This is a genomic window from Paenibacillus sp. FSL M7-0656 (assembly GCF_038003225.1).
Classification (GTDB): domain Bacteria; phylum Bacillota; class Bacilli; order Paenibacillales; family Paenibacillaceae; genus Paenibacillus; species Paenibacillus amylolyticus.
Genome location: NZ_JBBOOT010000001.1, coordinates 4528836 through 4543459, shown reverse-complemented (window position 1 = coordinate 4543459; position 14624 = coordinate 4528836). Strand labels below are relative to the sequence as shown.

Here is a 14624-nt window from a genome sequence, read left to right as displayed (position 1 = left end):
ATCCATCCTCCGTTCTTCTAAGTCTTAACGTTTCGGTTGTTGACGCTCGTTCAAGATGCTCAAGAAAGATTGAGCAAAACGAAGCGATTGTTGTACGTTTGGATCTTTAAGCATTTTCAGCATAGCGAACAAGCCAACTGAAGTTTGCTCTGTTTGCGCACGGTCATTGGCTTCGATGGCAGCAGAAGCTACACCTTTAGCTTTGTCTACAACAGGCTTAGCGAACTCGCCCATTGCGCTCATTGTGTCGCTGATCAGAACTTTGTCTGTTGCTACACTTTGTGCAAAGTCATAAGCTTTTGTCATAGCAGTAACCATTTCAGCCAATTTAGGCAGGTTCTCCACCAGAACGGTTAAAGACTCCTGTACCTCAGGCTTCATCAGTTGATCCAGAACGTCCAAGGACTGGCGCTCGGAAACGTTGGCACCTTCTGTAACTGGCACCTCTTGTTGAGTAGGCGATTGTGACATAAGAGAAAGTCCTCCTTTACTTTGGGATAGAAGTCCGCGACTTTCATGATGCCTGTCAAGCAGAGCCGAACCACAAAATACATCGAATACATTTAAATGTACCAAATTTCACACAATAGGATGAGCGTAGCTCAGGGCCACTCCCGTATCATGCATTGTATCTTGGATCTATTGCGGACAACATGTGTTGACGCACAAAACGACAAGCAGGCCGAAACCGAACTCTATACCCTTATATTACACCTCTTACACATGAACATGAAAAAGAAATTTTTTACACTTGTGAAGATATTGTGAACATTGTAACAAAATCGATTTTTTTGTCAACCCATGAAGGCAAGCTAACGCCGCCGATCCTCCTGTCCAAGATCCGTATTCCTACCACATGTGGTATTAAGACAAGATCACATATGACCAGATGTGCGATATGTACACAAGGAAGGATTTGTTTATCCAAATGTTCAGGAATTGTTTTCCAATATCACAATTTTCATGCAACGAAATTGGTCACTGTCGTTATTATGCAGCGTTGGGCTCAGCCTTATTCCAACATTGAGACATCTTTTCTATTTCAAGTATGAACCTCTTGCGTCACGAATGCAAAAAAAAGACAGAAAGAAGGCCTGACGGATCGCCCTGCCTCCTGATACTTGTTTTCACTTTTTGCCCGATCCGATCAGTACAATTAGGTCACACCATAACTATTTCTGGGGAATACTGATCCATTTCTTCAAGCAATGCTTTTATTGCAACGATGCCGGCTCGCTCCAATTCCTCCACTTCCAGCAGTATCGAGATAGCCTGATCGGCATGAAGTTTCTCATTAGGCAGTCCTCCATCTGGAAAAGGAAATAATTCTGCGAGTGTATTTAACTTTTGAGACATGTTTCGATATAACTCTTCTGCCTGAAGACAGAATGAAATCAAGTTGGAATAGCTGGCAATCGAAGCCCACTTTAGTGAAAGTTCTTTGAAAAACTCGTTTGCATAACGTCTTGCATCCCACAAAACCGCAATGTTATAGGCGTGACCATTCGGTTCTACCCGTCTGTATTCAAGGGCTTCTCTCCAGACTGCATAGGCAGCCACGCCACTGACTGTGTTCGGCAGGGTATACGGGTCCTCCCCACGATAATGAGCCAACACAGCTGTCAGTGCCGCGTGCAAGTTCATTTCTCGTATCATGCCATCTGATTCCGCTGCCAGTACAAATACTTCCTGATTCACACCCCGGCCTACATGATCATAGGGAATTATTCCTGATTTAGTGAAATCGGTACCGTATAGGGTCCGGGCTGCATCATCATAGCCATATATCAATCCGAATTCAGGAATATTCAGGTCCCACACGACGGCCGGAATTCCCCGATGAATGGCGTAACGTATCAGGGAGAGGGCCTGAACAAGTCTTGGATTAAGCAACCTTTTCCCCTTCGCTTTCTCCTCTAGCATCGAAGGATCGACCAGATTGGCATTGAGTCCCACTTCGCTCGCCAAAGCCTCAACCGCATGGGAACGATAACCCATATGTTGCAATCCTCTTGTAAGCACCTCTTTGAAGTTATAGGCGGTAGGTCCAGCAATATGTATGTCCTGAGGCAGGATGGTCAAACGAAAAGAAAGTCCACTCATCCCCATAACCATGGGGAGAGACGGAGATGGACCGATATAACCTAACATCTCGTGAATGGATGCTGCTGCCGAGTTCCAGGTTTGGGGAGTCCGAAACGAAAGGGGTTCCTCCAGAGTCACTCGATTTTGCCCGAGTGAATTCCACTCTGCCAGCATTTCTTCTACAGATAAATGAATATGAAGCTGAGACACTTTTTTACGTGAACGGGACAGAATTTGATACACATTGGCACTTGTCAGGTTGAATTTGCAGGCTATTTCTTGCGGTGACAGCTGCTCCATCCAATATGATGTGAAGACCTGTTGTTCTCTTTCATTCAGACAACCCAACAGCCTGTGGAGATTGTTCCTCATTTCCTGCTGAACAACAGCTTGATACGGATCATAGCCTGTCTCCTGCGATCTCCGATCTGTGTCATTCAAAAGATGATTCAGCGTTATGTCGAGCGAGTCTTGATCGCTCCATGAGGCATCATCGGCTCCAAATCCAAATGCAAAGAACGAAGAAAAATGTTGTTCCCGCTGTTGCTTTTGGCGCTGCATATGTGAGTACGCCTGATTACGTACAATACGCTGCATCCAGGCCATAAAACGCTCAGCATTCTGAAGCTGTCCCATATGAATGAACGCACGAATAAGCCCATCCTGTAAAATGTCTTCTGCGAGATAAGAATCATACGTAAGCGCTCGCACATAACGAAACAATTGCCCACGGTAACGGTGAATCAACTCTCCAAAGGCCTCTGTATCCCCCGTTTGGGCTCGTTGGATAAGCGCGATATCCGGCTCCTTTTGCCGATCCTCTAATATCTCATCTTCCCCTGGCCTGATATGGCGATTGTTAGTTAATCCATCCATGTATATCTCCCTTTCTTATAGCGTCGCTTCACTTTCATTACTCCATCTTCAAAATAGAAGCTTCGATCATGGCTTCCGTCTCCGCGAGTGCCACCATGATTGTCGCAGCAGCCTCCCAGTTCCGAGAGACAAGACGGGATTGGCATTCCCCGAATTGGCGGGATTGTTCGTATTTCAAAGCAGAAAGGTCAGGATGGATTGTGTTAAAAAACAAACCATAATCATGGGCACGACGCGCGCCTACTGGCAGAGCAAAATACACATAATGAGCCCACTCATTACCATCGATTGCTCCAGCACGAACCTGTTCCGCCTTATGCAGAATGGCTGATGCTCCGGTTCGTCCTTCCTGTGCAGCAATATCATGGGTCTGTTCTGTAAGGGTTGATTTGAACCAAGTGAAAGCCCGGCGGTTAATCTCCTCCAGATCAGGATGTTCAATGCGTTCAGGACTCCACCATCGTCGATACACACCGCTACTCCATGGGAATTCAGACTTCCATGCTTCCTCAAGTTTATCCAGTGTCAGGAAGACATTCGGAAATCCAGCCGGGTCATGCAGACATATTTCATCGCCCCTCATATTGAGCGCAACTACATAATGATCGCAACCACCCAGGTTGGGAGAGTTGGGATTGTAGACGAGTTTGCCCATATCCAGCGGCCCCATCATCACAGGGCCCTGCTTCAAAGCCTCTCTTAGCTCATCTACAGGCATCTCTGTACCCCGTGCTTGCACACTTTCGCGCACACTAAATCCCAGAATGCTCATCGCCTTGCTGATGGCCAGATCAGGACTGGAGGTACAGTTATCAAAAAAAAGCATATCTTCCTGCGTTCGAAAGGCCCCTAGTGAAAAGCCACCGATGGTTTCAAGCAGACCGGGATCTACCTTTTCTCCAATGGACGACAGCAGCATTGAAGCTGAATTGGCGTAACAATACGCACCATTTCCAATATAATTGCTCATATCATAACATCCTCTCATTCCTTTAATGAAGCACGCAATTATGCAATGCCTATACTTATACTGACTCTTCGTACAGATCATTTCTGACAGAATATCCAGAACAAATTTCTGACCGCCACGAAATAGTGAACGTTTAGAATACGGACATCCCGGTTAATAAGGACTACACCAGAAACGAAGGAGATGTTCGATATGAGTAATTCAACTGGCGACAAAATCAAAGCAGGCGTAAATAAAGCCAAAGGCGAAGTGAAGGATCAGATCGGTAATGCAACCAACAACAGATCCCTTCAGGCTGAGGGTAAAAAAGACAAAGCCAAAGGTGCTGTACAGGATAAAATTGCCGACATTAAAAAAGATCATCACTAGATCCTTTTAATGTGAGGTCCAACAGCACGAAGATTTCGTGCAATAGATCGTTTTAAAATAGCCTGACCGTCCGTGTTCGGATGAAATTCGAAAATGAGACGGAGGCGCAAAAAAGCCAAGGAAGGTGTTACTCAATACACCCTTCCCTGGCTTTTTTTGTGCATTTTATACTGCTGGAACTGCGTATCTTGCCATATCGATAATGAAACTGCGCGTTTCCCTTGTTGTATGGTATTCACGGCTGAACTGTCTGACCCATTCGGGATGTTCCCGATACCAACGGAAGGTTTTTTCCAATCCCTTTTCCAACGTGGTTTGTGGTAACCAACCCAATTCCGCTCGCAATCTGCCTGAATGTACGACCAGACTGGACCCTCTGGACTGGGTTGGTTCTTGCTCCCGAATCTCTACAGCAGCTACGGATCGATCCATTGGTTTCAATATCTCCCCGATCTCCTGCATGGTTGTTCCAAGCCCTGTTGATATGTTGTAGACCTGTCCGTCTTTGCCTTTCAGCATGATCTGTTCAATGGCCCGGAGGGCATCATCTACATACAAGAAATCACGCACTGCCGATCCCTGAATATCCAGAGGCAGTCCGTCCAACATCCGACCAAAATTTCGGGGAATAATACGGTCTGGCAACTGCCATGGACCATAGAGGTTGGTCAAACGAAAGAGTTTGACTGGAAGCTGGTAACATTGAGCATAGGAGTGAGCCAGCATTTCACACGCAACTTTGGACGCGGAATAAGGAGAGACGGGTGCATACGGATCTGATTCATGATAGACTCTGCCCCAATCGCCGCCATACACTTCAACGGATGAAGCCAGCAAGACTGGAATGTGATGTTCCGTAGCATATTGCAGGATAGACTGTGTGCTGAGTGTATTATTGCGGAAAACTTCCCCTGGCTGATGATACGAATAATCCACGTGTGGCATGGCAGCCAGATGGATAATGTAATCTGTTCCTGGAGGTAGATGAATCCGGTCCGATGCAAGGTCACAACAGATGAACGGCATCTCATGCAGAGGAGAGACATGAACAAGCCTCTGACAATAATCATCCCGATCCAGAAGGGTAATTTGATGCCCCTTTTGCGCCAAATACTGTGAAAGATTAAATCCCACAAATCCAGAAGCCCCTGTAATAACAATGTTCACACACGATTCCCCCTTGCGATTTATACAACGAGTGCAATGAAGAGAGTATATGTACTGAGTATAACCTTAAAATGATACATTTTGTATCATTTTACAATTGTTTTTTGTTCGTCCTTGAGTTTATCGGGTAATTTATAGTGAGGTGATGTGAGATGAATGAACGGAAAAAGGACATAGAGACGTTATTCCTTCAGGATGACGGTGTAATTCCCAATCATCCGACCCTGCCTGTTCTTTTGTATAAGAACGTATGGGCTGAAGAGGCCCTTCACGCAGAATCGTTGCTGAACCGTAATGGATGGGGAAATAGCTGGTTGAATGGTGTGTTCAATTATCATCATTATCATAGTAATGCTCATGAGGCTCTTGCTGTGGTGAGTGGATTCGTGAAACTGATTTTAGGCGGAGAAAATGGTCAGAAAGTTTACCTTCAAACAGGCGACGTTGTCGTGCTTCCCGCTGGAACAGGGCATAAACGTCTGGAGTCCAGCACTGATTTTCGTATTGCCGGTGCTTATCCGGGCGGCATGAGTTACAACACACGCACAGGTGAGGAAGACGATCGTGCCAAGGCTCTTCAGGAAATTCGAAAGGTTCCGATCCCGGTTACCGATCCGGTCTATGGACAGCACGGACCGCTACTAGAAATGTGGAATGGGAAGAAATCATAATACAAATGAAGATCATAAAGATGAATGTTATTGGACAATGCACTAGCGAAGCTGGTTCGGTACTTAACGAGAAAAAATAGACTGTTCCCCGGAAAAGTAGGAGTTACTCACCGATGGAACAGTCTATTTAAGTGTTAAGTCTGAACAGCTGGTATCGGGAACACTTCGTGATCATCTTACTATATGGGCAAGGAACTGCTCAAATCTTCCGTCTTATTTCAAACTTCGCGATCTCGTCGCTTGTTTTTCTATCCGTGCGTTTCAGCCTTAGTCCCTTTCAGCGCTCGGCAAGCCGAATACTGTAATACCTCATTGCAAGTGGCTTTCCATCCATTTCAAGTTGGCCTTGCAGCACCAGTTGTCGTAGACGGTACTCCACGAACGCATCACTTATATGCTGGCTACTTGTACCAATCACTTCACCCACAATACGAGCTGCTCGGATATACTTGCCTGGCTCCCAGTTCGGTGTCAGTTCCCTCACCTTCTGCATAATGTACTCGTCCAAAGCATCTTCAGTTAAGCTCCGAATCACGCCATTCTCCATCATACGTAATAGCCCAGGCTGTACCGAAAGTTCCAGCCAATCCTGTTCCAGTTGGCGGCGTTCTCCCTTGGACAGCGGCTCTTGCTCAGAGCAGACGTGCCACATCGCCAGAAGCTTTTCCGGAAGAATCTCGCCTGTGTGGAGCACATCGTATTGAACGTCAGGTCTATCAAATAATTGCTTATATAAGCCACTCGTTTCGATAAGATATATGGGACTCTCGGTGTTCCGCAATAGATACATGGCATAGAGTAGTCCCGTCTTCTCCCGTGCATTATTCGCATACCAGATAATGATCGACGTCTTGGAATCAAAGGACTGTATTGTGGCGTTGAGCTCAAATAATGATTCCAGTTCATGCATGCCATATGCCTCACGGTCATTGAGACACATTCGTTCGGTCAGCCAGAGATGCCTGCGTTGCAAGTCTGCACGCCGGGTCAGATCACCTAACGGCCCTACCGCATAATTATCATCTATAGAAAAAAAACTCCGTTTTTCCTGATCAGGTAATGTACTCATCCCCATTTTCAGACTACCTAGAGGTGAGTCTCCAAACGTGATATGAATTTCATTTGGCTTCTCGACCTCGGAGAGAGCTTGTTGTTCCAGACGCCCCAGATCAAAAGGGATATCCATATTCCTAAACAGTGACTGTACCGCTTCCGCAAAATCCACCTTTTCGCCTTGCTCTTCCTGCCGCTTGACCACTTGTGCTGATTTCATATAGAGCACACGCAGTACTGAACGAAGTTCATCTTCACTCATACGATTTATCGTTCGGCTGAATGCATAGATATTATCATTCATGCTGGGTCCTCCTTCGAGCTAACGAGATTACTGAAATCCTATATCTTCGCACTGATCATTCTTTTATTCATGAGGAAATCGATTTTCCAGCGGGTTGATTCAGATCATGTAGATCTTCACCATCTGACGATGAACGGGTAAAGTGTCGCTCCAGTTTGCGGCTTGCCCACAGGGATACCGCAATAAACAGCAATACGCCTACCCAGCGTATTGGGTGCTCCAGAAATTGTTCCACATTGGAACCGATATACGTAACAGAGAAGATCATGATCGCTTTACCACAGCCCACCGCAAGCAGGAAAGATAATAATCGCATTCGCGCGATACCTGCCGCCACATTAATAATGACAAACGGACCTACCGGGAAGATACTCAGCAGAAAAACATAACTGAATGCATTCCTTCGAATCCATACCATGCTGCGTTGCACACGAGGTTTGCGTGCCCATCGCTCTACAAAAGCGGATTTCCCAATCTCCCGTACGATCAGGAATGTAACGGTACAACCGAGCACCATGCCGATCCATGAATATATAAATCCTGCCCACAGACCATATACCGCACCGTTTACGCCCACAATCAACAGCGTTGGAAGCGGTGGTACAAATGATTTCATAAACGTAAGCAAAATTCCCGGTAACGGGCCCAGGGAGCGAAACTTCTCCAGCCAGAAACGAATATTTTCTTCCGTAATATATGACATAATGTCCAATGCTGCCGAGGTCATCTGCATCCATCCAATCTATACAGTCTAAGTTCTCAGGTTTGATGTTCACTATACATTTCATCATTCATATGGATGATGAAGCTTCTTTAGTAACTCCCTCCCAGTATAACGTACATCTTCGATGAACACCGTTGTCAATTTGAAGAAATTATTGCACAGCGAACTGACTTCCCACCCAAATCAGAATTAAATCAAAAAAGCACACCTCGACCTCTGTGGTCTTGGTGTGCTCTTCATATCGAAACCCCGATCCATCTTCGGGGGCATATTATCCTTCTTCCAGCTGCGCTTCCTGCATGGCCAGTTCAATCAATTCTGCCTGATGGGCAGCATTCCATTCGGGAATACCGGAACGCATGAACTCTTCGGCATCCATCGCTGCTTTGGACTGGTTGCACAGATTACAGGCGCAGACACAGTTGAGCGGAGTGGTATGTCCACCTTTAGCACGCGGCAGCAGATGGTCAATCGTATCTCCGTACGATCCACAGAAGTAACAGGTGTAGTGATCCCGGGTCAGAATATACCGTTTGAAATCCTTGTTGCTGAACAATCGGCGAATCGTGTACCGATTGACCACCACAGCGGCTTTTTCCTTCACCAGCGTGACCGCAAGCTCCATGTCCACTTCCTGATGCCAGCGTCTGCCTTTGTCCGTCTTACCTCTCATCCGTACCATGCCTTGCCGGTTGGTCCGGAGCGAAGCCGGATCTTCCGGGTCGATGGCTACCGGGGCCGACGGGGTCTGGCGGCGGGGACGGCCATCCGTGCCAGCCCCGTGACTACGGCTGGCGTGCGCGGGTCGCTGCCCGGATGCAACGCGGGCAGCGTCTTCGCCGCTCGCCTTGGGCGCACGCTCTTTGCGCGCCTGGCGCGGCTTGGACCCTGGCGAGCCAGGCTGGCGCACGGGCGCAGGAGGCCCTGCCTCCGTAGCAGCCCCCGGCGCTTGCCCGGGCTCGCGCCCGGTAGCGGCAGGCTGTGCCTCCGCCGCCGTAGGTGCAGCGACCGTGGTGGCATCGCCACGGTCGCTCAGGGCCGGCGCATGGGCCTCAGCAGCTACGCTGCGGGCCTGCCCTGCGCCGGGCGCGAGCGCGGCAGCACGCTTGCGGCGCCGCTTGCGCTTGCGTTTGGCTGCGATCGGTTGATCCGCAGCCATGGGCTCTGCTGCCAGGCCTTGCGGCTCAGTCGGCAGCAGAGCCTGGTGGGCCGCCGCAGTCTGCTCGGCGGCCTGCACTGCAGCGGCTGCTCGCGCGCCAGCCCGCTGTGCACTGCCCTTCTCATTCGCAGCAGCATGCCCGTGCGAATGTCCTTCTTCCCCACGCCAATGCTCACCTGGCTGTGGCTTATCTCCTACCTCACCTGCTAAACCATCCTGCTCCAGACTTGTCTCTCTCAGCTCATTGCCCGTTATGCTCTCTGTTCGCTTGCTCTTCCTCCGTCTTCTCCTCTTCTTCCGAATACCTGAAGAAGAGGGTGAAGAGGGTGAAGAGGGTGAAGAAGTCACCAAGTCAGCACGTTCATCGTCATTCGAAGAATTCGAGTCTACTGAAGGCTGAGACACCAGACTTCTTTCAGACTCAGACACCGTAGCAGATCCCTGCTCCATACCATGGGAGGTAAGACCTGCCTCATTTCTCGCAGATGCAGAGGGTCTGGCAGTAACAGCACGTGTCTCCAAGCCATCCCGTTGATGCTCGATCCGTTCATTCGTTCGTCCGCTCACGCTTGAACCTGACTCGTGGTCAGCCTGTCCACCAAGCTGGCGACAGCTGCGGCAGGCTCCACGCCTGGCTCCGGGACCTGCCCGCTTTCCGGTTCTGCGCCGGAATTCGGACATCGGCCGCTGTTGTCCGCAATACATACACGTTTTGCTCAGTCGCGCTTCTTGTTCCGTCTTTCCTTGCCGGAAAGGGGCTGGACCCGTCTCCATGTTGTCACCTCGGTTCCGTATGAATCCGGTTTCTTTCTATTGTATCACATCTGCTCGTGAACACCCTCATGGCCATAGGCCTGATAATCTTTCGAGTTGTACTCCTGTGTCTGTTCACTGCATTCGTGAAGAATGTGTTCCACATATTCCAATATATCCTGCATCGGTCTCCCGCATTTTTCGCATGTTGTCATTATATTCACCTTAATCCTGTTATCCATAATGTATTATCGTTCCGCCTTATGATTACCCCTCATACATGAAAAAGAAACACTCGTTCCCCATATTACACATATCTGCATACATCAAAAAAACCGCTTCCTGCTCTCCCCTAAGGTCGACCAAGAAACGGTTTATTATTCCTGTGTTGGAAATACATCTTATCAAACGTCCAATTGCCCCGAGTTCTGTTGTGGGACGAGACGTGGTTTGGGTTTTGGCAGATTGCCAAAGATGACCCATGCATATGGAACAAACCTTGCCGTCAATCCAACGACGATCCACGAAGCGATCAGAGCTACACCGAATCCTCCGGCATACCACAGATGCACTAACCAAGAAACACCTGTTTGCGGTGGAAATTCACGATACACCAGCAGGAAGAAGGGATGGATCAGATAGATGCCAAAGGACAATGCCCCAAGCCGATTCAGCGGCTTGACGATGAGTGAAGGCCCTTTGCGATAGAGCAGATAGGCAATCTGGATAAGCACCAGTGCACAAGCAAAGGTATGCACATTCCAGAAGAATTCATACCACAGTGTGTTATACGTTGCGATCTTCAGACGCAGCAGGTAATAGATATACACATGGCCAAGCCCAGCAATGATCCATACCGCCCAGAGCAGAATCCATGAAGCTACGCGTCCTTTGGTTGCATTGGCTCGACTGATAACAAACCATTGCTTGATTTTAGGGAAGTACACTCCGATAAAAGCACCTAGCATGAAATAGGAGAAGTACGAAAACGCCCAGCTTCCCTTGTTGGGCACCTGGAATCCATATTTATTACTTACGATGAATGCCCATTGAATCAATAGTCCAATCGGAACAGACCATTTCACCACAGAAGGATATTTCTTAAGCAACCATAACACCAATGGGAATAACAGATAAAATTGCATGTTAATAAACACAAAGTACAGATGTGTATATGCCTTACCTGTAAACAATTTCGTGATAAAACTTACTGCCGATTCGCCGAAAGGTCGGCCCTGATAATGCGTGAAATGTAGCAAAACAAAATACACCAATGAAAACAGGAAGTACGGAAGCAAAATATACACAAATCTTTTCTTGTAAAAGTTACTCACAAGTTTCTTATCCAGCGGACGAGAATAATAGTTATAGAACAGCACAAAACTGCTCATAAAAATAAAGGTTGGCGTACCATATTTCATAAAGATATTAATAAAATTGTACAGCCAGTAGTAGCCTGAGCCCGTCATGTCCACCGTTGCATAGGACGTGGAATGCACGCTGAGTACGCCGATAATTGCCAAGGCACGAACCAGGTTCAGCTCTGGAATTCGCTCTCTTTTCAGTGTTTCACTCATTTTAAAGTTTCTCCTTAATGTGTTCGTCAATATGTCAGATATGACTTAATACAATAAAGCTCTCTATCTATTAAAAGCCATAATGCTTAAGATGGATAGTCCATTTTCTTAACAATTCCTAAATTTTCAACACATTTCACACTATTTTCATGTCTATATATGTAAAAAAGACCGCGAGTACGCGGTCTGTGGAACATCCTGCTCTCAACCAAATGAATATTGGATCAACCGGATGAGAATGGTAAATTTGGGTTTGGGCATACATCCCGCCCTGACTGAGTCTACTTCGCACGACTCGCCAGAATCTGTTTATACACGTCAATCGCTGCCTGTCTCGATGCCTTCAGATCAACAATGGCATCCTTGCGCGGCTCATGGATGTCCTTGCTATGCAGATCCTTCAATTCAGGCAACCACTTGCGAATATAATCACCTTGCGGATCATACTTCTCGGATTGTGTTACCGGATTGTTCACGCGAAAATACGGAGCCGCATTCTCCCCAAGCGAGGCACACCATAACCAGTTACCTCGGTTTTGAATGTTATCATAGTCACGCAGCTTACGCCTGAAATAAGCTTCGCCCAAGGTGAATGGGCATTGCAGGTTTTTGGTGAGAAACATCGCCGTGAGAATCCGCAGCCGGTTTGGCATATGTCCGGTTTTATTCAGTTCCGTCATCGCTGCATCAATAATCGGAATGCCTGTCTCCGCCTTGCACCACCGTTCAAAGTAATCATCATGGAGAGCCGAGAGATCGTACACCTTTTCATATGTAAAATAGTGACTCTCATAGACCGCCCGATACAGATAGAAATCGCGGAAGCACAACTGCCTGATCCATTCCCCAGCCTCAGCCGTGCGACTCGCCGCATCATACATTTTGCGAATGGATACAGCTCCCACAGCTACGTAAGAACTGAGATGACTCGGCTCGTACGCCTCATATTCATCCCGATGATCCCCGTATTCAGCAATTCGATCCGACAAAAATTGATCCAACAGCAGATGCGGGTCCTCGTCATTCGAACCACTGCCCTCCAGCAACTCCGGAGGTACCTGCATTGCATCCGGCCATTCAATCTGACGATCACTCACCTTCAACGCTGCAACCGTTGTTGCCGAAGGAGGGTTGGGATGTTCATTCATGAATTCCACCCACCGCCGATGGAAAGCCGCAAATACCTTATATGGCTCCGACTTGCCTGTAAAATCGGCAAATCCATTCAGATCCATCAGCAGATGATCCGTCAGTTGTGTGAACGTAACCTCGTGCGCCTCACTGACTTTGCGTATGGCCCTATCCCGCTCGATTGCATATGGCGTCATGTCCCGATGGACCACAATCTCGTTAATCTCACCTTTGAATTCGTTCAGGATGAATTCAACCACTTCAGCCGGTTTGCCGTAAGCAACATGCAGTTTTCGTTTGGCTTCAAGATACTGTCTGCCTAATTCCGCTGCGTGCTGCCTGAAATTCACACCGCTGTGTTCCTTCTCTCGGCCTTGCCGCAGGAGGAATGAATCATAGATGAGAACATGCACACTCTCTTCTTGGTGTTCCCGCAAATAATCGAATGCGGCCAGATCATCCGTACGCAAATCTTTGCGGTGTATGAATAGCTTCATGCTCACCCTCCTGTCTGAACTTACATTACATACGTTTATTGGTCCGTCAGGTTCTTATATAACCTGCTTGTTTCGGGCTCGGGCTGATACCCCAGATCCTCATTTAATGTCAATGTAAATGAATGATATATACGAAGTATGCCTTGCTGATCATCCATGGATGCATACACTTCCATCATGAGTCGGCAGATCTCTTCCGAATAAGGCTCCCGTTCCTGTAATATCGTTAATTGCTCAATCGCTTCCTTGCCACGACCATGCTCCATGTCCCATCTCGCGATATCCATAACTAGCGCTGTATACTTGCGTCTGAGTTCCCTTGCTTTGGCCTGTGCCCAATGATAATCATGCTCTTCCAGATAATCGCCACGATAAAGCGGAATCATATGCCTCAAGTCATCGACATTGTCGGATGTGATGACATGGTAAACCATGGATTTTTCAAATTGATCCACATCACTTACCAGATTGCCTGATAACAGACGATAGCGGTTCATATTGTACTCCAGCTTGCCTGTCATGTTCCATTCCTTAAGCAGCTTTCGAATCTGGTACACGGAAGTATGTAGATGGGTTAATCCCTTTTCCTGGGAAACATCACCCCATAGCTTATCCAGCAGAATCTCCTTGCTTACCCATTCTTCCCTGTGATGAAACAAAAAAGCAAACAATTCCTGTGATTTGGTTGTGCGCCACTTATGTTTCTTGGCACCCTGATCCAGACTTCTGTAGATATCCAGATGTTTGAACGTAAGCAGCCCCGGAACTTCAGTATCCAACTCCACAGGTACAGGTTCCGATCCCTGTACCTCGGCGGTGGCTGCAACTTGAGAATTATGCGACATTATGCCCGCGATTCGATCAACGGTTTTGGCCAATCGGGTCGAGCTGACCGGTTTCAGTACATAATCCAGTGCATGTAGCTCAAATGCTTCCACTGCATGGTCCGCATAAGCCGTAACAAAGATAATACGAATACTCTGATCCAATTGCTGTATATATTCAGCCGCTTCCAGGCCATTCATCTCCGGCATTCCAATGTCCAAAAATACAACATCTACACGTTCCTTTGCCAGAAAATGAAGACCATCACGAGCTGTTGAAAAACATTGCACGGGTGTAATTCGTCCGTCCGTTCGTAGTAGTCGCTCCAGATGAAGCTGCGCTGGCTTCTCATCATCGATCACAATGGCTCTCACCGTTCTTTCAGCCTCCTGCCATGAAAGATTCAATAGGAATACCGATTTTATCGGCACCCCCTAGTCTGTTAACCATAATTGCTTCACTT

At 47.5% G+C, this 14624-nt stretch carries 12 protein-coding genes; 2 read left to right on the top strand and 10 right to left on the bottom strand.

The window, feature by feature from the left end:
* Positions 1-24 precede the first annotated feature (24 nt).
* From MHI01_RS20120 to MHI01_RS20110, 3 genes are all read right to left on the bottom strand, one after another.
* On the bottom strand, positions 25-471 hold the full coding sequence (locus MHI01_RS20120; protein WP_017691658.1) for a DUF1641 domain-containing protein: 447 nt from the start codon (positions 469-471) through the stop codon (positions 25-27).
* Positions 472-1161: 690 nt separating this feature from the next.
* A complete protein-coding gene (locus tag MHI01_RS20115; protein ID WP_340983956.1) occupies positions 1162-2961 on the bottom strand; it encodes an RNA polymerase sigma factor in 1800 nt (599 codons plus the stop codon).
* A gap of 37 nt (positions 2962-2998) precedes the next feature.
* Positions 2999-3931: a hypothetical protein gene (locus MHI01_RS20110; RefSeq protein WP_340983955.1), complete on the bottom strand. Its 933-nt coding sequence runs from the start codon at positions 3929-3931 to the stop codon at positions 2999-3001.
* Between the two features lie 192 nt (positions 3932-4123).
* On the opposite strand from MHI01_RS20110, the gene MHI01_RS20105 reads away from it, so the two are divergent.
* Positions 4124-4300 (top strand): CsbD family protein, encoded by a 177-nt coding sequence (locus MHI01_RS20105; protein WP_074092719.1) that lies wholly within the window; start codon positions 4124-4126, stop codon positions 4298-4300.
* Between the two features lie 165 nt (positions 4301-4465).
* Here MHI01_RS20105 and MHI01_RS20100 read toward each other — a convergent pair whose 3' ends face one another.
* On the bottom strand, positions 4466-5467 hold the full coding sequence (locus MHI01_RS20100) for an NAD-dependent epimerase/dehydratase family protein (RefSeq protein WP_340983954.1): 1002 nt from the start codon (positions 5465-5467) through the stop codon (positions 4466-4468).
* A 152-nt stretch (positions 5468-5619) separates the two neighbouring features.
* On the opposite strand from MHI01_RS20100, the gene MHI01_RS20095 reads away from it, so the two are divergent.
* Positions 5620-6138: a cupin domain-containing protein gene (locus tag MHI01_RS20095; RefSeq protein WP_340983953.1), complete on the top strand. Its 519-nt coding sequence runs from the start codon at positions 5620-5622 to the stop codon at positions 6136-6138.
* 277 nt (positions 6139-6415) lie between these two features.
* On the opposite strand, the gene MHI01_RS20090 is transcribed toward MHI01_RS20095, so the two are convergent.
* From MHI01_RS20090 to MHI01_RS20065, 6 genes are all read right to left on the bottom strand, one after another.
* Entirely contained in the window at positions 6416-7495 is a 1080-nt protein-coding gene (locus MHI01_RS20090) for a DUF1835 domain-containing protein (RefSeq protein ID WP_340983952.1), read from the bottom strand.
* A gap of 67 nt (positions 7496-7562) precedes the next feature.
* The gene (locus tag MHI01_RS20085) at positions 7563-8198 is read right to left on the bottom strand and encodes a TVP38/TMEM64 family protein (RefSeq protein WP_245838419.1); all 636 of its coding nucleotides are present in this window, start codon (positions 8196-8198) and stop codon (positions 7563-7565) included.
* A gap of 292 nt (positions 8199-8490) precedes the next feature.
* Positions 8491-10152 (bottom strand): HNH endonuclease, encoded by a 1662-nt coding sequence (locus tag MHI01_RS31000; protein WP_445744906.1) that lies wholly within the window; start codon positions 10150-10152, stop codon positions 8491-8493.
* A 383-nt stretch (positions 10153-10535) separates the two neighbouring features.
* Positions 10536-11708 carry an acyltransferase gene (locus MHI01_RS20075; protein WP_315372541.1) on the bottom strand — a complete coding sequence of 391 codons (1173 nt, stop codon included), beginning with the start codon at positions 11706-11708 and terminating at the stop codon, positions 10536-10538.
* Positions 11709-11989: 281 nt separating this feature from the next.
* Positions 11990-13336, bottom strand: coding sequence for a cryptochrome/photolyase family protein (locus MHI01_RS20070; RefSeq protein WP_340983950.1), 1347 nt, complete (start codon positions 13334-13336; stop codon positions 11990-11992).
* Positions 13337-13371: 35 nt separating this feature from the next.
* Positions 13372-14535, bottom strand: coding sequence for a response regulator (locus tag MHI01_RS20065; protein WP_340983949.1), 1164 nt, complete (start codon positions 14533-14535; stop codon positions 13372-13374).
* Positions 14536-14624: the final 89 nt, after the last annotated feature.

Excerpts from the sequence above, each read along its gene's own strand:
- MHI01_RS20090 (WP_340983952.1), bottom strand. The coding sequence starts at position 7,495 with ATGAATGATAATATCTATGCATTCAGCCGAACGATAAATCGTATGAGT.
- MHI01_RS31000 (WP_445744906.1), bottom strand. The coding sequence starts at position 10,152 with ATGGAGACGGGTCCAGCCCCTTTCCGGCAAGGAAAGACGGAACAAGAA.
- MHI01_RS20095 (WP_340983953.1), top strand. The coding sequence starts at position 5,620 with ATGAATGAACGGAAAAAGGACATAGAGACGTTATTCCTTCAGGATGAC.
- MHI01_RS20105 (WP_074092719.1), top strand. The coding sequence starts at position 4,124 with ATGAGTAATTCAACTGGCGACAAAATCAAAGCAGGCGTAAATAAAGCC.
- MHI01_RS20115 (WP_340983956.1), bottom strand. The coding sequence starts at position 2,961 with ATGGATGGATTAACTAACAATCGCCATATCAGGCCAGGGGAAGATGAG.
- MHI01_RS20070 (WP_340983950.1), bottom strand. The coding sequence starts at position 13,336 with ATGAAGCTATTCATACACCGCAAAGATTTGCGTACGGATGATCTGGCC.
- MHI01_RS20085 (WP_245838419.1), bottom strand. The coding sequence starts at position 8,198 with ATGTCATATATTACGGAAGAAAATATTCGTTTCTGGCTGGAGAAGTTT.
- MHI01_RS20110 (WP_340983955.1), bottom strand. The coding sequence starts at position 3,931 with ATGAGCAATTATATTGGAAATGGTGCGTATTGTTACGCCAATTCAGCT.
- MHI01_RS20120 (WP_017691658.1), bottom strand. The coding sequence starts at position 471 with ATGTCACAATCGCCTACTCAACAAGAGGTGCCAGTTACAGAAGGTGCC.
- MHI01_RS20075 (WP_315372541.1), bottom strand. The coding sequence starts at position 11,708 with ATGAGTGAAACACTGAAAAGAGAGCGAATTCCAGAGCTGAACCTGGTT.